21 protein-coding genes and 1 tRNA gene are annotated in these 20,183 nt (G+C 67.0%); 12 read left to right on the forward strand and 10 right to left on the reverse strand.

Going from position 1 to position 20,183, the window contains the following annotated elements; all coding sequences use genetic code 11:
- Positions 1 to 7 precede the first annotated feature (7 nt).
- Positions 8 to 1,426 carry a tyrosine-type recombinase/integrase gene (locus AC07NC_RS07015; protein ID WP_494569054.1) on the forward strand — a complete coding sequence of 473 codons (1,419 nt, stop codon included), beginning with the start codon at positions 8 to 10 and terminating at the stop codon, positions 1,424 to 1,426.
- A 71-nt stretch (positions 1,427 to 1,497) separates the two neighbouring features.
- On the opposite strand, the gene AC07NC_RS07020 is transcribed toward AC07NC_RS07015, so the two are convergent.
- A tRNA-Ser gene (locus tag AC07NC_RS07020) sits at positions 1,498 to 1,589 on the reverse strand.
- A 103-nt stretch (positions 1,590 to 1,692) separates the two neighbouring features.
- Between AC07NC_RS07020 and AC07NC_RS07025 the strand changes: the two genes are divergently transcribed.
- From AC07NC_RS07025 to AC07NC_RS07040, 4 genes are read left to right on the forward strand one after another with little or no spacing between them, the layout of a single operon-like run.
- Positions 1,693 to 3,228 (forward strand): exopolysaccharide biosynthesis polyprenyl glycosylphosphotransferase, encoded by a 1,536-nt coding sequence (locus AC07NC_RS07025; protein ID WP_494569055.1) that lies wholly within the window; start codon positions 1,693 to 1,695, stop codon positions 3,226 to 3,228.
- An 11-nt stretch (positions 3,229 to 3,239) separates the two neighbouring features.
- On the forward strand, positions 3,240 to 4,685 hold the full coding sequence (locus AC07NC_RS07030) for an oligosaccharide flippase family protein (RefSeq protein WP_494569076.1): 1,446 nt from the start codon (positions 3,240 to 3,242) through the stop codon (positions 4,683 to 4,685).
- Entirely contained in the window at positions 4,682 to 5,623 is a 942-nt protein-coding gene (locus AC07NC_RS07035; RefSeq protein WP_494569056.1) for a glycosyltransferase, read from the forward strand. The genes AC07NC_RS07030 and AC07NC_RS07035 overlap by 4 nt, the downstream gene beginning before the upstream one ends.
- Complete coding sequence (locus AC07NC_RS07040; protein ID WP_494569057.1) at positions 5,623 to 6,552, forward strand: glycosyltransferase family 2 protein; 930 nt, start codon at positions 5,623 to 5,625, stop codon at positions 6,550 to 6,552. Before AC07NC_RS07035 ends, AC07NC_RS07040 begins: the two co-directional genes overlap by 1 nt.
- Here AC07NC_RS07040 and AC07NC_RS07045 read toward each other — a convergent pair.
- The gene (locus tag AC07NC_RS07045) at positions 6,549 to 7,250 is read right to left on the reverse strand and encodes a P-loop NTPase family protein (protein WP_492073707.1); all 702 of its coding nucleotides are present in this window, start codon (positions 7,248 to 7,250) and stop codon (positions 6,549 to 6,551) included. The two genes, AC07NC_RS07040 and AC07NC_RS07045, sit on opposite strands and share 4 nt — an antisense overlap.
- A 46-nt stretch (positions 7,251 to 7,296) precedes the next feature.
- Positions 7,297 to 8,736 carry a GumC family protein gene (locus AC07NC_RS07050; RefSeq protein ID WP_494569058.1) on the reverse strand — a complete coding sequence of 480 codons (1,440 nt, stop codon included), beginning with the start codon at positions 8,734 to 8,736 and terminating at the stop codon, positions 7,297 to 7,299.
- Between the two features lie 124 nt (positions 8,737 to 8,860).
- Between AC07NC_RS07050 and AC07NC_RS07055 the strand changes: the two genes are divergently transcribed.
- Positions 8,861 to 9,619: a polysaccharide biosynthesis/export family protein gene (locus tag AC07NC_RS07055; protein WP_494569059.1), complete on the forward strand. Its 759-nt coding sequence runs from the start codon at positions 8,861 to 8,863 to the stop codon at positions 9,617 to 9,619.
- A gap of 4 nt (positions 9,620 to 9,623) precedes the next feature.
- Here AC07NC_RS07055 and AC07NC_RS07060 read toward each other — a convergent pair whose 3' ends face one another.
- Together AC07NC_RS07060 and AC07NC_RS07065 are read right to left on the reverse strand one after the other, a co-directional pair.
- Entirely contained in the window at positions 9,624 to 9,935 is a 312-nt protein-coding gene (locus AC07NC_RS07060; protein WP_008262819.1) for a hypothetical protein, read from the reverse strand.
- Between the two features lie 172 nt (positions 9,936 to 10,107).
- Positions 10,108 to 10,833: a glutathione S-transferase N-terminal domain-containing protein gene (locus AC07NC_RS07065; protein ID WP_291755626.1), complete on the reverse strand. Its 726-nt coding sequence runs from the start codon at positions 10,831 to 10,833 to the stop codon at positions 10,108 to 10,110.
- A 175-nt stretch (positions 10,834 to 11,008) separates the two neighbouring features.
- On the opposite strand from AC07NC_RS07065, the gene AC07NC_RS07070 reads away from it, so the two are divergent.
- Both AC07NC_RS07070 and AC07NC_RS07075 read left to right on the forward strand, forming a co-directional pair.
- Positions 11,009 to 11,575, forward strand: a complete 567-nt coding sequence (locus AC07NC_RS07070; protein WP_154726217.1) for an RcnB family protein — start codon at positions 11,009 to 11,011, stop codon at positions 11,573 to 11,575.
- A gap of 153 nt (positions 11,576 to 11,728) precedes the next feature.
- Complete coding sequence (locus AC07NC_RS07075) at positions 11,729 to 12,700, forward strand: RcnB family protein (RefSeq protein WP_494569060.1); 972 nt, start codon at positions 11,729 to 11,731, stop codon at positions 12,698 to 12,700.
- Between the two features lie 128 nt (positions 12,701 to 12,828).
- Here AC07NC_RS07075 and gatB read toward each other — a convergent pair whose 3' ends face one another.
- Positions 12,829 to 14,331, reverse strand: a complete 1,503-nt coding sequence (gatB, locus tag AC07NC_RS07080) for an Asp-tRNA(Asn)/Glu-tRNA(Gln) amidotransferase subunit GatB (RefSeq protein ID WP_494569061.1) — start codon at positions 14,329 to 14,331, stop codon at positions 12,829 to 12,831.
- On the reverse strand, positions 14,324 to 14,869 hold the full coding sequence (locus AC07NC_RS07085; protein WP_494569062.1) for a hypothetical protein: 546 nt from the start codon (positions 14,867 to 14,869) through the stop codon (positions 14,324 to 14,326). Before AC07NC_RS07085 ends, gatB begins: the two co-directional genes overlap by 8 nt.
- Before the next feature lie 105 nt (positions 14,870 to 14,974).
- Here AC07NC_RS07085 and AC07NC_RS07090 point away from each other — a divergent pair, with 105 nt between their 5' ends.
- Positions 14,975 to 15,307 carry a hypothetical protein gene (locus AC07NC_RS07090; protein WP_494569063.1) on the forward strand — a complete coding sequence of 111 codons (333 nt, stop codon included), beginning with the start codon at positions 14,975 to 14,977 and terminating at the stop codon, positions 15,305 to 15,307.
- A 38-nt stretch (positions 15,308 to 15,345) separates the two neighbouring features.
- Here AC07NC_RS07090 and AC07NC_RS07095 read toward each other — a convergent pair whose 3' ends face one another.
- From AC07NC_RS07095 to gatC, 3 genes are all read right to left on the reverse strand, one after another.
- Positions 15,346 to 15,813, reverse strand: a complete 468-nt coding sequence (locus AC07NC_RS07095) for a hypothetical protein (RefSeq protein WP_494569064.1) — start codon at positions 15,811 to 15,813, stop codon at positions 15,346 to 15,348.
- 69 nt (positions 15,814 to 15,882) lie between these two features.
- Positions 15,883 to 17,361, reverse strand: coding sequence for an Asp-tRNA(Asn)/Glu-tRNA(Gln) amidotransferase subunit GatA (gene gatA, locus AC07NC_RS07100; RefSeq protein WP_494569065.1), 1,479 nt, complete (start codon positions 17,359 to 17,361; stop codon positions 15,883 to 15,885).
- Positions 17,362 to 17,363: 2 nt separating this feature from the next.
- Positions 17,364 to 17,651, reverse strand: coding sequence for an Asp-tRNA(Asn)/Glu-tRNA(Gln) amidotransferase subunit GatC (gene gatC, locus AC07NC_RS07105; RefSeq protein ID WP_008261275.1), 288 nt, complete (start codon positions 17,649 to 17,651; stop codon positions 17,364 to 17,366).
- 440 nt (positions 17,652 to 18,091) lie between these two features.
- Between gatC and AC07NC_RS07110 the strand changes: the two genes are divergently transcribed.
- Genes AC07NC_RS07110 through AC07NC_RS07120 form a run of 3 tightly spaced genes read left to right on the forward strand, consistent with a single transcriptional unit; the run spans position 18,092 to position 20,129 of the window.
- Entirely contained in the window at positions 18,092 to 18,670 is a 579-nt protein-coding gene (locus tag AC07NC_RS07110) for a hypothetical protein (RefSeq protein ID WP_494569066.1), read from the forward strand.
- A gap of 59 nt (positions 18,671 to 18,729) precedes the next feature.
- Positions 18,730 to 19,209, forward strand: coding sequence for a Holliday junction resolvase RuvX (gene ruvX, locus AC07NC_RS07115; protein WP_409715049.1), 480 nt, complete (start codon positions 18,730 to 18,732; stop codon positions 19,207 to 19,209).
- Positions 19,206 to 20,129 carry an AEC family transporter gene (locus AC07NC_RS07120; protein ID WP_494569067.1) on the forward strand — a complete coding sequence of 308 codons (924 nt, stop codon included), beginning with the start codon at positions 19,206 to 19,208 and terminating at the stop codon, positions 20,127 to 20,129. Before ruvX ends, AC07NC_RS07120 begins: the two co-directional genes overlap by 4 nt.
- Positions 20,130 to 20,183: the final 54 nt, after the last annotated feature.

Here is a 20,183-nt window from a genome sequence, read left to right on the forward strand (position 1 = left end):
CGCGTTCATGGCCGATGTGGCGATGGTTCGCCCCGGCCTCATCATCTTCCGCCGGACCGATGTGAAGCACCGCAACTGGTACTGCCGCATCAAGATTCCCGACAAAGACGCCTACAAGTTCATTTCCCTCAAAACGCCGCTGGAAGCCGAGGCTCGGGAGCGGGCGCGCGATGCGGCGATCCGCATCGACGTGAAGCTGGAGCTCGGCCACCCGGTTTTCGACAAATCCTTCGCGGAAGTCGCCGCCGAGTTTTGCGCCTTTCAAAAGGAACGCGCCGAGGCGGGGCAAATCTCAATGCGCCGCTGGCAGTCCATCGACTCCCATATCCGAACCCAACTGAATCCCTACATGGGCGCACGGCAGATCACCCTGATCGGCGAAGCGCTCTGGAAAAGCTATCCCATCGCCCGCAAGCGCACCGGCAAGGGCAAACGCAAGGGAGACGGAAGCGAGATCGTCAGCGACGCCACGATCCGCGCCGAAATGACCACCATCCGGGCCATCATGGCCTATGCCGTGGAAAAGAAGCTGATCCCCAACCTGTCCCCCTTCAAAGCCGTTCCCGGCTTGAAGAAGGTTTCCCGCGAGGAGTTCACGCCGCGCGAATACCGCAAGCTCCACACCTACGCTCGCACCAAGTGGAAAGAGAAGGCGCGAAGCTCATATGTCGGCTGGTATCGGAAGATGGTCTACTGGTTCATCCTGGTGATGACCAACACCGGCATGCGGCCGCCCGAAGCCCGCAATTTGCGCTGGCGCGACGTGGAGATTCGGAGCGACAGTAAGGGCCGCCCGTTCGTCGCTATGAATGTGCGCGGCAAGGGCAAGTTCCGCACGCTGGTCGCCCCGATACAGGTCGCCGAGTACCTCGACGAAATCAAAGCCATCAGCCCGGCCAAAGGGCCGGACGATCCAGTATTCTGCACCCGCAAGGGGGAGGTCGCAGTCAGCCTCTACAATAGCCCGCTCGGGCACCTTCTCGATAAGTCCGGACTGCTGTTCTCCGCCAGCGGCAGCCGCCGCAGCACCTATTGTTTCCGGCACACCTACGCCACCTTCCGGCTCACCGAAGGTGTCGATTCCCTCTTCCTGGCCAAGCAGATGGGCACCTCCGTCAAAATGATCGAGGACCATTACGGCCACGTCTCGCCCGATAAAAATGCCGAGCGCATTTTGCAGGGATTACCGGGATGGGGGGCAGCCTCCGACGCCGCTGTGGCGACCTTCGCGGAAGTGAACGACGCATCGCCACCGCAGGATGGAGCCTCTGCCAAGCCGAAACGGAAGAAGGGCCGCGAAAAAGCCGGTCGAGTTCGACCGCAGCGGCCATCTTCCGCCGAGATCACCGCGCCCCGCGCCCAGCCCGAGGCGAGTTCGCCAAGGCGGGCAACGCGGAAGCGGAAGGAACAGCCCTCTGCACTTTGATGACGGCTTTTGGGACGGGCGGGCCACCCCCGAAGAAAAGCCGTGTCATCACGGCCACTTACGGAAAAAAATGGCGGAGACGGAGGGATTCGAACCCTCGGTACCCCTTACAGGGTACGACGATTTAGCAAACCGTTGCCTTCAGCCACTCGGCCACGTCTCCAGCGAAGGGCTCGATAGCCGAGCATGATGCGTCGTGCAATCCGGTTCGAACCAAAGACCTGTTGTTAACGCGACATAGAGGCGGCGCATGCAGGGTGGCGGCCGTGCGGAAACTCCGGATCGACATGCCCGACTGCGCCCGTCCCCTTGCCGCGCCGACCGCAGCGAGTGCGAACGACCGCGCCGCCGCCAGCCTCGCGCCGCATGCCGAGCGGGGTCCGTTCCGGCCGGAGGTGTGGCGAAACGCGCGCCAGCGCTCGACCGTGCGGCTGGCCGCCTATTATTTCCGCGTCGCTGACGTTCTGGCTGTGGTCGGTCTGGCCGTTGTGGCCCTGTGGTCGCTGGGGTCTCTCGATGTGAAGACCCTGACCGTCGGCGCCGTCCTGCCCCTGGCGACCGGCGTCGTCGTCGCCCTGGCCCTGCTGCGGAGCCTGGGCCTTTATCGATTCGGGGCAGAGCCGACGCCCCTGCTCCATCTGGTCGGGGTGGTCGGGATCGTCGCCCTGGCGATCGGGGCGGCGCTGCTGGTGGGTCTGGGCCTGGACGGGCACGGCCTGGGGCCGGTCCTGCACTGGGGCCTTGCGGCGACGGTCTGTCTGGTCGCCCTGCACGGCTTATGGCGGGTGCTGGCGGCGCGTTGGCGACGGCAGGGCCTGCTGTCGCCCAATATCGTCATCGTCGGGGCGACCCGAAACGCCGAGGCCCTGATCCGGCGGGCGCTGGAACGGCGCGACCTGAACGTGCTGGGCGTATTCGACGACCGCCTGGCCCGCTCGCCTGACCGTCTGGCCGGGGTGCCGGTGCTGGGCGGGGCCAACGCCCTGCTGACCCATCGGATGCTCCCCTATGTCGACCGGATCGTTCTGGCGATCGACGCCGAAGCCGGGGCGCGGGTCCGGGATCTGACGCGCCGTCTGGAGACCCTGCCCAATCCCCTGACCGTCCTGTTCGATTCCGACGCCAGTCGTGAGGCGGCGCTGAATCGTCTGGCCGGTCCGTCCCTGGCCGAGATCGGGTCCGCTCCCGACGCCGATCGCCGCGCCTTCGTCAAACGAGTGCAGGATGTGGTGATCGGCGCCCTGGCCCTGGTCGCCTTCGCCCCGGTCATGGCGGTGATCGCCCTGGCCGTACGGCTGGACAGCCCCGGCCCGGTCTTCTTCCGTCAGCGTCGCCATGGCTTCAACCAGGAGACCATCGTGGTGTGGAAATTCCGCTCGATGCGTCACTGCGACGCCGATGCGACCGCCAGCCGCCAGGTCGTCGCCGACGACGACCGCGTCACCCGCGTCGGCCGCTTCATCCGCGCCTCCAGCCTGGACGAACTGCCCCAGCTGTTCAACGTGCTGAGGGGCGAGATGTCCCTGGTCGGCCCGCGCCCTCACGCCATCGGCATGAGGACCGGCGAGACCGAATCCGCGCTTCTGGTCGCCGAATACGCCCACCGTCACCGCATCAAGCCCGGCATGACCGGCTGGGCCGCCGTCTGCGGGTCGCGCGGACCGGTGGACAGCGAGGCCGAGGTGCGTCGCCGCGTCGAGCTGGATATCGACTATATCCAGCGCCAGTCCTTCTGGCTGGACCTGTGGATCATCCTGATCACCATCCCCGTCCTGCTGGGCGACCGGGCGGCCGTGCGGTGAGCGAGAAGCGCATGTTCTGGCGCGGCGTCTGGGGCTATCTGCCGGCCCAGATCGTTCAGGGCGTGGTCGGCTTCCTGACCATCGTCGTCTTCACCCGCCTGCTCAGCCCCGAGGATTTCGGCCACTACGCCCTGGCCTTCTCCGTCACCAGCCTGGCCCATACGGTCAGCTTCAGCTGGCTGGAGGCGTCCATGGCCCGTTTCTGGGCGGCCGAGCGCACGCCGGAGGGCCTGGCGGCCCATTTCGCGAGCCTGTACCGCACCTCCTTCGCCGTCATCGCCGTGTTCGTGCCCGTCGCGGCTGTCGTGGTCTGGCTTCTGCCCCTGACCCCGGCCTTCAAGCTGGCGGTCGGCTTCGGCCTGGCCGGGGCGCCGATCCGCAACCTGGCCAAGCTGGCGCAGGAGCGTTACCGCGCCGCCGGCGAGGTGTCCAAGGCCGCCTCGGTCGATATGTTTGTCGCCGTCCTGGGCTTTCTGGTCGGGGCCGGTTTCGCCCTGGCCGGCGCCGGCGCATCCTCGCCCATGTTGGGGCTGATGATCGCCCCCCTGTTCGCCCTGCCCTTCATCCTGCCGGGCGAACTGCGCCAGTCGGCCGGGGGAACCGTGGATCGCGCGCGGCTGAAGGCCTACGCCGCTTATGGCTATCCGATCGCGGCGTCGCTGACCCTGGCCCTGGTCCTGGCCTCGACCGACCGCTTCCTGTTGGCCGGCTTCATGGATGCGGCGGCGGTGGGCGCCTATCACGCCAGCTACAGCCTGGCGAACCGCACCCTGGACGTGATGTTCATCTGGCTGGGCGCGGCCGGGGCCCCGGCCATGGTCATGGCGCTGGAGCGCGGCGGCCGAGAGGCGCTGCGTCACACGGCCCTGGAACAGGGTTCGACCCTGATCCTGATCGGCCTGCCCGCCGCCGTCGGCCTGGGCCTGGTCGCCCGCCCCCTGGCCGAACTGATGATCGGCCCTGATCTTCGCGTCGCCGCCGCCCTGGTCACACCCTGGATCGCGGCCTCGGCCTTCATGTCGGGCCTGATCGCCTATTATTTCGGCTTCGGCTTCACCCTGGGCAAGAAAACCAGCCTGCTGCTGGTCACCATGGCTGTTCCGGCGCTGGCCAACATCCTGCTGAACCTGATCCTGATCCCCCGGCTCGGCGTGCTGGGCGCCGCCGTCGCCACGGCCCTCAGCTTCGCCATAGGCCTGGTCGCCTGTCTGTTGATCAGCCGCCGCGCCATCGCCCTGCCGATACCTTGGGAGGCGCTGATCCGTTGCGGCGTGGCCTCGACCGGCATGGCCCTGGTGGTCTGGCGGCTTCCACCGCTGGGCGGGTTTGTCGAACTGATGCTGGACGCGAGCGTCGGCGGACTGGTCTATGCGGCCCTGGCGCTGACGCTCAACGCCGCCGGGGTGCGCGACGTGCTGAACCGCCTGATCCAGGCCCGACGAAGGGCGACGGCATGAGCGGCTCCCGCGCCGATATCCACGACAACCCCGGCTGGGCCGCCGCCCGGCCCGAACTGTCGGTCCTGATCCCCTTCCTGCGCGACGACCCCGAGCCCCTGCTGCGCCGGCTGGATACCGAAGGCCCCACCCTAGCCGGCCGGGTGGAGCTGATCCTGCTGGACGACGGCACGGGCGACGCCGCCCTGACCGCCCGGCTGAAGGCGGCGCTGGACGCCCTGGCCCTGCCCGCCCGGCTCGTCACCCTGTCCGCCAACGAAGGCAGGGCGCGGGGGCGCAACCGACTGACCATCGCCGCCCGCGCCGGCTCCTGGCTGTTCCTCGACAGCGACATGAAGCCGGACAGCCCGCGCTTCCTCCAGACCTGGGTCGATCTGATCGCACGCGACGATCCGGCCGTGGCCTTCGGCGGCTTCTCGCTGAAACAGGCCCCGCGCGACCGCCGCTTCGCCGTCCACCGCGCCCTGTCCGGCGCCAGCGAATGCGTCCGCGCCGCCCAGCGCGCCAAGACGCCCGAGAAATACGTCTACACCTCCAACCTGCTGGTCCGGCGCGATGTCTTCGCCGTCGAATCCTTCGACCCCGGCTTCACCGGCTGGGGGTGGGAGGATGTCGAATGGGCCATGCGGGTCGCCCGCCGGTTTCAGGTCGTCCACATCGACAACCCGGCCACCCATATGGGCCTGGACACGGTGCCGGACCTGGCGCGCAAGTTCGACCAGGGCGCCGCCAACTTCGCCCGCGTCGTCGCCCTGCACCCCGCCATCGTCCAGACCTACCCCAGCTACAAGGCCGCCCGCGCCCTGAAACGCCTGCCGTCCCTGCCCCTGATCCGTCGCATGGCCAGGGGCGCCGCCCTGTCGCCGCTGTTGCCGACCCGCACCCGCGCCTTCGCCCTGCGGCTGTACCGCGCGGCCGTCTATGCGGACGCGATCTGATGCGGGACGTCGCCGTCGTCATTCCCACCCTGCGTCGGCCGGTCATGCTGGAGCGGGCCCTGCGTTCGGTCTTTGCTCAGGTCGGGTCGCTGGACCGGATCGCCGCCGTGGTCGTCGCCGACAATGACCCCGACGGCTCGGCCGCCGCCCTGATCGACCGCCTGCGGGCCGAAGCGCCGGTGCCCCTGACCTACGCCCACGCCCCCGTCCCCGGCGTCGCCACGGCCCGGAACATCGGCCTGGCCGCTGCCGACGCCCCCCTGATCGCCTTCCTGGATGACGACGAGGCCGCCTCCCCCGGCTGGTTGTCCGCCCTGTTGCAGGCCCAGTCTCAGACCGGCGCCGACGTCCTGTTCGGCCCGATCCGGGGCCGCGTACCCGAGGGCACGGGATGGACCACCGCCTATCTGGAACGCTTCTTCGGCCGCGACGGCCCGACCCAGACCGGCCTGACCGACCAGATCCACGGCTGCGGCAACAGTCTGATGGTCCGCGCCACGGCCCTGCCCGGCCCCGCCCCCTTCGACGCCGCCATGGACCAGACCGGCGGCGAGGACGACCGCCTGTTCACCGCCCTGCAAGCGCGCGGCGGCCGGTTCGGCTGGGCCGCCGACGCCTGGGTGGACGAGTTCGCGCCCCCCGACCGCGCCACCCTGAACTACGCCCTGATGCGCGCCTTCGCCTATGGCCAAAGCCCCAGCCAGATGGCCGCCGCCCGCCGCGACTGGCCCGGCGTCGCCCGCTGGATGCTGATCGGCGCCGCCCAGGCCGCCGTCTGGGGTCTCGCCTCCCTGACCCTCGCCCTGCTCCGCCGCCCCGCCCGCGCCGAAACCCTGGACCGCGCGGCGCGCGGCCTTGGCAAGCTCTTCTGGACCAAGGGGTTCGAACCGAAATTATACGGCGCGGCCATGTTGCGAAGGCGCGCCTAGCCCGCCAGCCGGCTCAGGAACCTGGGCGGCTTGTAGGTCGAGCGGTTCATGACCACTCCGGCGATACGGCCGCCGACGGCCTCGATCTCGTCGCGCAGGATCACCGGTCCGCTCGCGGTCGCGCCGCCGGCCGCCACCACCAGAACCGTCATGTCCACGAAGGGCGCCAGGATGATCGCCATGTCGTTGCGGTCGGCGGCCGGGCTGTCGATGACGATGGTGTCGGCATGCGGCCGCAGGGCGTCCCAATAACCGGCCTCGCCGATCGCCTCGACCCGGTGGCCAGAGCGCAGGGCCTCCATGTGGAAGCGCGTGATCCACAACCGGCCGCCCAGGCAGGGTCGCGCAGTCAGCAGGCGCGCGGGCGGGATCGGCTTGCCGTCCCGTCCCGTCGGCGCCGGCGTGACGGCGAAGAAGCTGGAGCCGTCGGGCGAGGCCTGGGCCGGCTTGCCCAGTTGGCCGAACCGGTCCGGTTCGGCGGCGATGGCTTCGAGCTGCCCCTGCTGGGCCAGGTCCCCGTCCACCAGCCAGACCGGCTTTCGCGCACGGACGGCGGCCAGTCGCGCGAACTCCCGCGCCACGGTCGAGACGCCTTCTCCGGTCGTGGCGGCGGCGAACTGGATCACGCGGGCGCGGTGCGCCGGCGCCGGACCCAGCGCCGCCCACAGGCCCGCCATTTCGGACGTCAGATCGACCATCGAATCGCCACGCGCTCCATCGGCTCAGCCTAACACGGGCATGAGGCTAGTGCGCCTTCGCCGGAGCCACGGCCAGGACCGGCATATCCAGCGTCCGCCGCACCGAGTCCGGCGTTGCAAAGCCGCGCCGCGAGAAGATCCGCAGCAGGCCGATGCACAGGGCGGTGAAGGCGGCGAACAGGAAGACCGCCGCCAGGGCCGGCGCCTTCAGGCTCTTGCCGGTCGAGGGGGGCTGGGCGCGTTCGATCACGGTGACATTGTCGGCGCCGGCGGCGACCAGGGCGTTGTCCGCCCGGCTCTGGCTCTCGCGCTGCTGGAACTCGCGAATATTGGCGGTCAGGACTTCGCGATTGCCGGCCAGGGTCGCGTTTTCGGACTCCAGCGCCGTCAGCCGCGCCTGCCGCGCCCGAATGTCCGTTAACTGACGATCCAGCGCCGAGAGCCTCGCCGCAAGGGCGTCGCGGTCGGCCTGGGTGTTGATCCGGTTGGTCTCCAGCTCGGTCCAGACAGGGTTCGGCCCGGTGCGGACCTCCTTGGCCCCCACCGCCGTTCCCGTGCCCACATAGGCCTGCAGCTGGGCGATCCGCGCCTCGATGTCCCTCACAGGCTGGGCGTCCGGCTGATAGCGCGACAGCAGTTGCTCCCGCTCGGTCCGCAGTTGCAGCACCTGATCCTGGGCCGAGATGTTCAGGTCCTGCTGAAGCGCCACCTCCGCCGGGGTCGCCGCCTGCTGCGCCACCAGGGTGTTCAGCCTCTGGCTGGTCTGGTTCAGCTGGCTCTGGGTCGATAGCCGGTCGGTGAAGACCGTCTGATAGACGGCCGCCAGCGTGGTCTTGGCGGCGGTGAAGTCGCCGATGTCGTTGCTGGTCAGGAACTGCTCATAGGCCTGATCCGCCGCGCTCAAATCGCCTTCGAACGCCAGTCTCTGGGTGGCGATGGCGGGGGTCTTGTCCTGGAAGACCTCGCGGCGATAGGCCAGATATTGCTCGATCACCGTGTTCAGCACGCGCGCCGCGCGCTCCGGGTCGTCGGCCTCGTAGCTCAGACGGATGACCGCGCTGCCCGGCGCGGTGCCGACGCTCAGACTGGCGCCGATCAGCTTGCGCGCCGCCGCCTCTGCCCGGTCCCGTGATCCCGTCGGAGTCTTGCCCAGGATCGCCGCCGGCCCCAGCGCCTCGACCACGCGCTGGCGCACCTGCCCCGAGCTCAGGATCGCAGCCTCGGAATTGGCGACCTCGTCGCCCTGCGGAGCCTGGCCCCGCTCGGCCGTGCCGACGCGCGGCTGATAGACATATTCCTGACCCACGCCGGCGAAGACCGCGCCCTGGGCCGTGTAATTCTTCTTCAGGGTGAAGGCGGCGGCGGCGCCCAGGGCGAAGATCACCAGGAAGACGATGATCATCAGCAGCAGTTCGCGGAACAGCAGGCCGACGACGTCCAGCACGCCGTAGCGCGGTCGGGTCGTGACATATGCCGTCGAGCGCATAGGCGGGCCGAATCCTGGAAAGTCTCTTGCGAATCCACCTTTCGCCCACCGGCGTTAACCATCGGTTACCCATAAGCGGCGAGTCTGCGACCCAACGCTCCTTTCGTCGGACCAGATCGATTCCATGACGCCAGATCGCCGACTATTCCTGCTGGCCCTCGGATCGGGCTGCGCCGCCCTGGCGGCCTGCGGCGGCAACGCCGCCCGGATGCCGCGCCCGAGTGGCGACGTGCAGCGGGTCGAAGCGGCGGGACGCGGCGACTTCCCCAACATCCCTTTCGCCGACTGGACGGACGAAGAGCCGGACTATCTGCTCTATCCGGGGGACGAGATCGAGGTGGCCCTGCCCACCGCATCTGAATTGACCCGCACCCTGAAGGTCGGACCCGACGGTCGGGTCGCCCTGCCCCTGGTCGGCCAGGTCATGGCGGCGGACCGGACCTTGCCGGAGTTGGAGCGGGAGGTGTCTTCGGCCTACGCCTCGCAACTGGTGCGGCCGGTCGTGGAGGTGACGTTGCGCCAGGCCGGGCCGATCCGCGTCTGGATCGACGGCGAGGTGCGGACCCCGGGCGTGATCGAGATGACCGGCGATCTGGACGCCTATCAGGCCGTGGTCCAGGCGGGCGGCTTCCTGCCGTCGGGCAAGCCCGAGCGCGCGGCCCTGATCCGGCGTGGTCCCGGCGGATCGCGCATGATGCGAGTGGTCGATCTGCGCCCGCGTCGCGGCGAGGTCGTGGCCCTGCGTCGGGGCGACATCATTTTCGTGCCGCGGTCGACCCTGGGCGAACTCGCCGCCTTCTTCACCCAGGTGCGCGCCGCCCTGCCCATCGGCTTCAGCTATTCGATCAATGGATCGAACGGCAACGGCTACGCCACCTTCTGAAGTCTCAGGCGGCCAGCCGCACCACGCCGGCGTCGATATAGCGACGGGCGGCCTTCTGGGCCTCGGCGATCTCTTCGCGCTCCATCTCCTGGCTCATCTCGCGGCGATAGACGCGCGCCTCGATCGAACCCTTCATGGCGGCCAGGTTGAAGATCATGTGGGCCGAGACCCGGTCCATCGGGCAACCGCCCGAACCGGCCGAATACATCATGCCCAGCTTGAACAGGTCGTCGCCCGACATGTCGACGGTCGGCAGCGGCAAGGACACGACTTCCACGTCGGCCTGCAGGTCGTGCGCCATTTCTTGCGCGTTCATTACCGTATCTCCTGAACGGGCGTCGTTCTGGGCCCGCCTCTGATAGAGCATCAAATACCGCCGGTTTGAAGTTAAAGTTAACGGCGCAAGGCGCCGCCAAACTTTTAAGTAAAGCAGGAATGAATACTGGGAAAAGTGTTCAGCGTTCCGATACGATTTGGAAAGGGCTTGTTTACGTCTTGGTGGCCCGCTGACCGAACAGGACCCTGCGCGCCGCCTCGGCGTCCTTGCCCGCCGCGCCGGCGTTTCCACGCCGATCTTCCAGCAGAGCACGCCCGGCCTTGACCGCGGGCCTCGACCCGACCCGATCCATCCAGGCCGCCAGATGCGGAAAGTCCGCCAGAGTCTGCCCCTGCAGCGTCGGCAATATCCACGGCCAGGCGGCCATGTCGGCGATGGAATAGTCGCCCGCCAGATAGTCGCGGTCCTTCAGGCGTCGATCCATGACGCCATACAGACGGTGCGTCTCGTTCGTATAGCGCTGCACCCCATAGGCGATCTGGCGCTGGTCGCGGATCATGGCGGGCGCATACTGGCGGAAATGATGGGTCTGGCCCGCCATCGGCCCCAGGCCTCCGACCTGCCAGAACAGCCACTGGTTCACCTCGACGCGCGCTCGCGCCTCGGTCGGATAGAAGCGGCCGGATTTGTCACCGAGATACTGCAGGATTGCGCCGGATTCGAAGATCGAGATCGGTTGGCCGCCCGGCCCCTCCGGATCGACGATGGCGGGCATGCGGCCGTTCGGACTGATGGCCTGGAACCCAGGCTCGAACTGTTCACCCGTTCCGATGTTCACCGGCTTGACCTCATAGGCCAGCCCCATCTCCTCCAGCGCGATGGACACCTTCCATCCATTCGGCGTGGGCCAGTACCAGAGCTGGATCGGAGCGGTCATTGCGGCGGTCTTTCCTGTGGCGTGCCTCGCATCTGGGGGCCGTGACACGCAGCCGCAATCCGCATTTCGATCCTGACACGGTCATTCAGGACGCGTTCAGGCGCGAAATCCGACCTTCACTTCATTAACGGGCCAGTTCGTCGTTTCCGTCGGCGGCCCAGAATGGAGCACGCAGATGAACCGCCTCACCAAGGCCGCTGTTGTCGCTATCGCCCTGTCCACCACGGCCGTTCCCCTGCTGGCCGAGGCGCAGAGCCGCGACGATCGTCGGGAATATCGCCAGGACCGCCGCGACGACCGGCGAGACTACCGCTCGGAACGCCGCGACGACCGTCGTGACTGGCGTCAGGGCCGCTACGACAATCGGCAGGATTATCGTCATGACCGGTGGGACGACCGTCGCGACTTCCGCCACGAACGCCGCGATGACCGCTGGGACCGCAACAATCGCAACTGGTGGCGCGGCCGATCGGACTTCCGGGGCTACAACGGCCCGCGCTCGGGATACTGGTACGCGCCCAGCTACGGCTATTACCGGGTCGAGCCCCGTTATTACGGCTATCGCTGGCGGACGGGCGGCTATCTGCCGCCGCAGTACCGGACCTATTATGTCCGCGACCCGTATTTCTATGGTCTTCGCGAACCGCCTCGCGGCTATCGCTACGTCCACGCCGGCAGCGACATTCTGATGGTCGCGGTCGCCACGGGCCTGATCGCCAGCGTCCTGTCCAACGTCTATTGAGGACGCCAAGCCGTTGAGCCGACAAGCCCCGCGAGGAAATCTCGCGGGGCTTTTGTCTGGGGCGTCCCCCGAACGGCATTCAGCCGGGGTTCATCGACCAAGCGCGATCATCACCTTAAGCCGCTGGAAAACCAGCGTGCAGGAAAAAAGACCATGAAACGCCTCCTGATGGCTTTCACCGCCGTCGCCGCCCTGTGCGCCCCGCTGGCCGCACCGATACAGGCCCTGGCCCAGGACCGTCAGGTCGATCGCGAACAACGCGACGCCGACCGCCCCCAGAGGCCGCAGATCACGCGGGGAGAGCGTCCCGCGCCGAACCGTACTTTGCAGTCCCGGCCGGAAGCCCCTGCGCGTCCCGAGCGGCCCCGTCCGGAGCGCCCCGGTTTCGGTGAGACACGGCCGGCGCGTCCGGACCGCCCGCAGACAGGCGAAGACAGGCCCGATCGTCCGAATTACGGCGGCGCACGGCCGGATCGTCCCGACGTCAGGCCCGGCCGCCCGGAAGGCGCCAACCCCGGTCGGCCGCCTCGTCCCGACCGTCCCGAGGGCGGCTGGACTCGCCCCGACCGCCCCCAGACCGGCGGATCTCGCCCTGACCGCCCGTCAAGCGGCGGCCGACCGGATCGCCCGGGCGACAGCGGCGGGCGGCCCCATCGCCCGGACGGCGGCTGGAACCGGCCGGATCGGCCCGACAATGGTCACACGCGGCCCGGCCAGCCCCACCGGCCCGGCTCCGGCTGGAACCAGAACCGCGACCGGCACGACGAATTCCGCCGTCGCTTCAGCAGCGATCAGTGGCGGCGCGACTTCTATCGCAACCACCGGTCCGACTGGTGGCGTAACGACCGTCGCTTCCATGGCTACAGCGGCGTCCGCATGGGGTTCTATTTCGCGCCGGGCTGGGGCTACTACAGCGTGCCCCGCTCCTATTGGAGCCGCGACTGGTCGGCCGGCGACTATCTGCCGGACACCTTCTGGCGGTATCGACTGGACGACTGGCGCACCTATGGTCTCGGCTATCCGCCGGAGGGGGCGCGTTGGGTCCTGGTCGATAATACGATCTATCTGATCGACGAGCGTGACGGCTACATCATCGACGTGATCCAAGACGCTTGGCGTTGGTAGTCTCGACGAAGAAGGCCCGGAGATCGCTCTCCGGGCCTTCTTACTAGAATGGGTCGCTCAAGCAGAGAGCGGCCGCGCCGCGAGCGTTAGCGACCAGCCGGGGGTTTGGGGGCCGCAGCCCCCAAAAATCAAAGACCCAGCTTGGCCTTGAGGATGTCGTTGACCGCGGCCGGATTGGCCTTGCCGCCCGTCGCCTTCATGACCTGGCCGACGAACCAGCCCAGGGCCTGGGGCTTCTCGGCGACGGCGGCCGCCTTGTCTGGATTGGCGGCGATGATCTCGTCCACCGCCTTCTCGATGGCGCCGGTGTCGGTGACCTGTTTCAGACCGTGTTTCTCGACCACCTCGGCCGGCGATCCCTCGCCGTTCCAGACGTGATCGAACACCTCCTTGGCGATCTTCGACGAGATGACGTTCGTCTCGATCAGCTCGACCAGTTGGGCCACATGGGCGGCCGGCAGCGGGTTCTCGCTGAAGTCCTTGCCGTCGGCGGCCAGACGCGCCGAGACCTCGTTGGTGACCCAGTTGGACACCAGCTTGGCGTCGCGCCCCTTCGCGGCGGCCTCGAAATAGTCCGCCTTGGCCTGTTCCGAGATCAGGACGATGGCGTCGTACTGGGACAGGCCATATTCGCTCATCAGCCGCTTGCGCTTCTCGTCCGGCAGCTCAGGCAGGGACGCCTTGATCTCGGCGATCCAGGCCTCTTCCAGATCCAGCGGCAGCAGGTCGGGATCGGGGAAATAGCGATAGTCCTGCGCCTCTTCTTTCGAGCGCATCGAACGCGTCTCGCCCTTGGTCGGGTCGAACAGGCGCGTCTCCTGAGTGATCGAACCGCCGTCCTCAAGGATCTCGATCTGGCGGCGCGCCTCGTACTGGATCGCCTGGGAGATGAAGCGGAACGAGTTGACGTTCTTGATCTCGCAGCGCGTGCCCAGGAAGCTGAAATCGCCGCTGGCCTTGAACTTTTCGTAGTTGCCGGCGCGGCAGACGGACACGTTCACGTCGGCGCGCAGATTGCCCTTCTCCATGTCGCCGTCGCAGGTGCCCAGGTAGATCAGGATGGTCCGGATCTTCTTCACATAGGCGACCGCCTCTTCCGGCGTGCGCAGGTCGGGGCGCGAGACGATCTCCATCAGGGCGGTGCCAGCGCGGTTCAGGTCGACATAGCTCTCGGTCGGCGACAGGTCGTGGATCAGCTTGCCCGCATCCTGTTCCAGGTGCAGGCGCTCGATGCCGACGTTGAAGAAGCTGCCGTCCTCGGCCTCCACCTCGACCACGCCTTCGCCGACGATCGGATAATAGAGCTGGCTGATCTGATAGCCCGTGGGCAGATCGGGATAGAAGTAGTTCTTGCGGTCGAACTGGCTGCGCTTGTTGATCTGCGCGCGCAGGCCCAGGCCGGTCCGAACGGCCTGTTCGACGCAGTGCTTGTTCAGGGTCGGCAGCATGCCGGGGAAGCCGGCGTCCACCAGGGACACCTGTTCGTTCGGCCCCGCGCCGAAGCCGACGGCGGCGCCGGAGAAGAGTTTGGCCTTGGAGGCCACCTGGGCGTGGATCTCCAGCCCCATGACGATTTCCCAATCGCCGGTGCGGCCCTTGATCGTTTTCGAGTTCGTAGCGGTCTCAGTCATGCAGGACTTCTAAGTCGACTACGGCCTCCGGGGAAGTCGATTCCGGCACTCTACGGCGAAACAGTCGCCAGAAAAACCAGTTGGGTACAGCGCCAAGGCAAACTGCAACAAGACCAAAGATCATCAGCATTCCTGCCGTCACTTTGGCGCTCCACGTGTCGGGCTCGACCGGGAACAGGGCATCGGCGTTATTCAAGTCAGATAGAACCCAAATACCGAGGCCCACCCACGCCACGCCCAATAGAATAAGAAGCCAGCCGAGCGCCGCGAGCGCCCCCAGAGGGGCAAAAACGGTCATCACTCGTCCTGCCGACGGGAAACGGGTCCCGGCGCCCAAAGCGCGGCTATTCAGCTTCAGGCGCCAGCCAACAAGCAGAGCCATAAGGGCGGCTCCAAGAGCGAGTCGCCATTCTGGTTGATACTGTCCGTCCTCACTGACTGTCACGAAAGACACCGCCAATGCCGCAAGACACAGGGGCAACACGACCCAATAGATGATCACGACAAAACGGCGGAAGGGTCGGGTCAACTTAGCCATGCGTTCATCATCGTTGGACAGGCCGATAAGGTAAAGGTCGGGGACAACTGTCTTGAGGGTGTCGCGAAATCGCGCTCAACATCGGTGGCCTCAATGGAGAATCCCATGTCCAAGACCCTGTTCGCCGCCGCTGCGGCCTCCCTGCTTCTGGTCGGCGCCGCCTCCGCCCAGACCGCCCCCGCCACTGCGCCAGAACACGCGCATGACGAGAGCCATGCCGCCCATCCGACCGTCGAAAGCTCTATCGAGGCCCTGCTGGCCGATCCGGCGACCAAGGCGGTGGTGGAGAAGCACCTGCCGGGAATGGACAAGCATCCCGCCTATGGCCAGTTCAAAGGCATGACCCTTCGCCAGGTCGCGCCCTACTCGCAGGGCCACATCACCGACGAGAAGATCGCCGCCATCGACGCCGACCTTAAGGCGCTTCCTGCGGAGTAAAGATTATGAGAGCGGCCATCAGCGGTTGGCCGCTCTCTTCAATTCGGCGCATGCCCCGTAGTATCGCGCACGAACGTCTCCCATTTGTCCTCATCTATGTAGGACTGCATGCTGGAAAAGACAGCCGCAACATGCGGATCACGCATTAGGTCGCCCATGGCGACTTGACCAACAACTTCGAAACTGGCCGCTAGCGTCCCAGCGCCCTCATATTTGATTGCGTTCGACGACTGCTCGCGACAGTCTGTCAGGATAAGGCGTTGGAAGATATTAGTGGTCTCTTCCGTCATGGTTGCCCGCTGCTCGGGTGTCACCGTCGATAGAGACGCGACAGCATCATGCGCCGACATTGCCGCGAACACCCATCTCACGAAACTGATGCGATCAGACGCCGTGGTCGAACCAACCAAACAGCGCGTCAGATCGTCTGCATAAATACCAGCCGTCGCTGCACTGGATTGCATCGCGAGGGCCAAAGCCCCCGCGATCATGGCTAACTTCTTCATGATCAAGCCCCTCTTGGAGTCGGATCATCGGCTAGCTTGGCTTTCGCCGTCAATCCTAGATTGGCGACTCTACCACCACTGCCCAGGCTTGGCCGTAAAGCCCGCAGCGCTTTCCAGCGCCGCGCCGACCTGGAAGACCGTGGCCTCGTCCAGGGCCTTGCCGATGACCTGGAGACCCAGCGGGAGGCCGCCGGAATCGACGCCGGCGGGGACCGAGATGCCCGGCAGGCCGGCCAGGTTGGTCGTGACCGTGAAGACGTCGTTCAGATACATGGTCAGGGGGTCGATCTGCTTGTCGCCCAGAGCGAAGGCGGCCGACGGGGTCGAGGGGGTCAGGATGGCGTCCACCTGGCCCCAGACATTGTCGAAGTCCTCGGCGATGCGGCGACGCACCTTCAGGGCGCGGACATAGTAGGCGTCGTAGAAGCCGGCCGACAGCACATAGGCGCCGATGGTCAGGCGACGCTGGACCTCCTTGCCGAAGCCCTCGGCGCGCGAGGTGGCGTAGAGGTCGTCCAGCGAGCTGAACTGATCCGCCCGGTGGCCGAACCGCATGCCGTCGTAACGGGCCAGGTTAGACGAGGCCTCGGCCGGGGCGACGATATAATAGGTCGGCAGGGCATACTTCGTGTGCGGCAGGCTGATCTCGACGATCTCACAGCCCGCGTCCTTCAGCCAGGCCACGCCCTGATCCCACAGGGCCTGGATTTCGGCCGGCATGCCGTCCACGACATATTCGCGCGGCACGCCGATGCGCAGGCCCTTGACCGACTTGCCGACCGAAGCGGTCCAGTCGGGCGTCGGGACGTCCAGGCTGGTCGAATCCTTGGCGTCGAACGAGCACATGGATTGCAGCAGCAGGGCCGCATCCTCGACCGTCTTGGTGATCGGGCCGGCCTGGTCCAGCGATGAGGCGAAGGCCACCATGCCGAAGCGGCTGGCGCGGCCATAGGTGGGCTTGATCCCGACCGTGCCGGTGAAGGCGGCGGGCTGGCGGATCGAGCCGCCGGTGTCGGACGCTGTGGCGGCCAGGCACAGGTCGGCGGCGACGGCCGAGGCCGAACCGCCCGAGGATCCGCCCGGCGTCAGATCGGCATTCGAGCCGGTGGACTTCCACGGATTCTTGACCGGACCGAAGGCCGAGGTCTCGTTCGACGAGCCCATGGCGAATTCGTCCATGTTCAGCTTGCCCAGCATGACCGCCCCGTCGCGCCACAGATTGGCGGTGACGGTCGATTCATAGGGCGGGACGAAGCCGCGCAGCATGTTGGAGCCGGCCGTGGTCTGCACGCCCTCAGTGCAGAACAGGTCCTTGATGCCCAGCGGCGCGCCTTCCAGCGCCCCGCCCTCGCCCGAGGCGATGCGGGCGTCGGAGGCGCGGGCCATGTCCATGGCCTTGTCCGCCGTCACCTCGACATAGGCGTTCAGGGTCGGATTGGCGGCCTCGATCTTGGTCAGGAAGGCCTGGGTGATCTCGGCCGAGGAAAAGTCCTTGGCCTTCAGGCCGTCGACGGCGCCCTTCAGGGTCAGTTTGGTCAGGTCGCTCATGATTATTCGACCACCTTGGGCACGACGAAGAAGCCGTCGGCCGACTTCGGGGCGTTGGACAGGACGGCGTCGATCTTGCCGCCGTCGGTGACCACGTCTTCGCGCAGGCGCAGGGGCTGGGCGACGTTCGAGGTCATGGGCTCGACGCCGTCGACATCGACCTCGTTCAACTGTTCGATCCACTGCAGGATGCCGTTCAGCTCCTGGGCCAGCGGCTCCAGCCGATCCTCGGGGGTCTTGATGCGGGCGAGATGCGCAACCTTGCGCACCGTCGCAGCGTCGATGGCCATGCGGCCCTCCAATGCACGTCGATAAAGGGGTCTAGGGGGCGGGATTAGCGGCACAGGCGGGGATTCACAAGAACGAGCCGGTGTTCGCCTTCAACCGTGGCGGCGCCGGGCGCCTTGGCGCAAAACAGGGTGACAAGCTGCCAAACGCGCCAAACCTGCCAAATCCACTTCACAGCGCACCTCCCGCGTTTATGACCTGACACTATAGCCTCGCCTGGAGGGCCGTTGGGTTGGGTACGCAAAATGCGCCTGAAAGCCTTGCCTGGCCGTACATCGGCATGATGGGCAAATAAATTCCGGGCCTGCCACGTCACTCCGCCGACACGCTCTGCGCCTCAGCAGGACGAGATGCGGCATGGGCGGCGAGCGCCAAACGTCCGGCCGCATTGACGCCACAGTCACACGTCTTGCTTTGGCTTCGCGCAACTACAAGACAGGCCATGTTCGTCGCCGCCATAGCCGCCGCCGTCTTGCAGTCTGTCCCCGCGCCCACGCCCTGCGCCTACGACAGGGAGGCGATGCTGGCCCTGTCGCCTCAAGCTTTCGATCAAGACATGGAGGGAGGTTGGCGTCCGCTCGGGAACAGGCGCGAATGCCGCGACACGGCCGTTGAGCTTCTGGCCGCCTATCGCAAGGCGCGCTGGAGAGACATGACCAGCGACCAGCTTCACACCAACTATTGGCACGAGGGCCAAGTCCGAGCCGCCTTGGGCCAGACGGATCATGCCGTGCGGCTGCTGCTGGCGGGGGTCAGTCCTGATCCCATCGGCGACGGTAAGGCGGACTATGCGATCGGAACGGTGGCCTTCCTGCTCAAGGACCGCGCCGCGTTGCAAGCCGCTCGAGACCGTCTCGCGGCCGTTCCGCCTCCCCCGGGATTCGAAGAGGATGCGGCGAGGTTTAAAACCCAATATGGACGTGAGCTAAGCTGGCCGCTCAACCTCGATGTGCTCGACGGCTTTCTGGCCTGTTTCGACAAGCCTTACGACGAAGCCTACAGCCGCGACTGCCGGCCCTGACGCTGTTTCCATAAGCCTCCGCCTTTGACTTCCCTGCGCGCCGGTCCTAACCGCAGGCCGTGCCCGTTCTTGACCTCCTCGACCTGCCCGCCGCCTGCCCGCCCGACACGCCGTGGATGGGGCTGGATCTGGGCGAGAAGACCATTGGGGTGGCGGTGTCGGACGCCACGCGCCTGATCGCCTCGCCGCTGGAGCTGATCCGCAAGTCCAAGTTCACGCTGGAAGCCGAGCAGCTGTTCAAGCTGATGGCGCATCGCAAGGTCTCGGCCCTGGTGATCGGTCTGCCCGCCAATATGGACGGAACCGAGGGGCCGCGCGCCCAGTCGTGCCGCGCCTTCGCCCGCAATCTGGAGCGGCTGCGGCCCATCAACGTCGCCTTCTGGGACGAGCGGCTGTCCACCAGCGCGGTCGAGCGGTTCCTGATCGAGGACCTGGACCTGAACCGCAAGCGCCGCGCCCAGGTCGTGGACCGCACCGCCGCCGCCTGGATCTTGCAGGGGGCGCTGGATCGGGTGCGGGATCAGGCGACCTGGGTTTGACGGGGCTGATCGCCGGCGTCCTGCCGGTCTTTCTGATGATCGCCCTGGGTTATGGGCTGCGAAAATCCGGCTTCCTGCCCGATGAGGCCTGGCGGCCGATCGAGAAGCTGTCGATCAACATCTTCTATCCCAGCTTCCTGATCCCCGCGATCTGGCATGCCGATCTGTCGGGCGGCGGGGCGACGGTGGCGGGGGCTGCGGCGGTGGGGGCGACCCTGATCGTGGCGGCGGCGACGTTCGCGGCACGGCCGCTGATCCCGCTGGACGGCCCGGCCTACACCAGCGTGTTCCAGGGGGTGATCCGCTGGAACAGTTTCGTCTTCGTGCCGGTGATCCAGTCGGTCTATGGCTCGGAGGGCACGGCCATGGCGGCGGTCGCCATCGCCTTCATCATTCCGGTGACCAATATCACCTGTGTGGCGGTGCTGGCCAAATGGGGGTCGTTGCGGCGCGAGCCGTCGGCCCTGGGCCTGGCCAGGTCGATGATCGCCAATCCCATCCTGCTGGCCTGTCTGATCGGTCTGGCGCTGAACCTGCTGCGCGTCCCCCTGATCCCCGGCCTGTCGGACGCCATGGACCTGCTGGGCGCGGCCGCCCTGCCTCTGGGCCTGATCGTCGCCGGGGCGGGGCTTTCGTTCGCCGAGGTCAAGCGCCGCCAGGGAACCATCGCCGCCGTGACCCTGGTCAAGCTGGGGGTCATGCCGCCGCTGATGTGGTTCATCGCCTGGGCGCTGGGCGGCGACAGTCTGGCCCAGGGGATCGCCCTGATCTGCGGGGCCGCGCCGGGATCGGCCGCCTCCTACATACTGGCGCGCCAGATGGGCGGGGATGCGCCCCTGATCGCCGGGGTCATCGCCCTGACCACCGTGGGCAGCGCCGTGGTCATTCCGGTGCTGCTGGCCCTGTTCCACTTCGCCTGATTTGGGGCGCTGACTGGCGCTCTACACTGGCGTTTGCGCCGACTCCCGCCTATA

The organism is Brevundimonas sp. GW821-FHT10A07 (genome assembly GCF_059415785.1).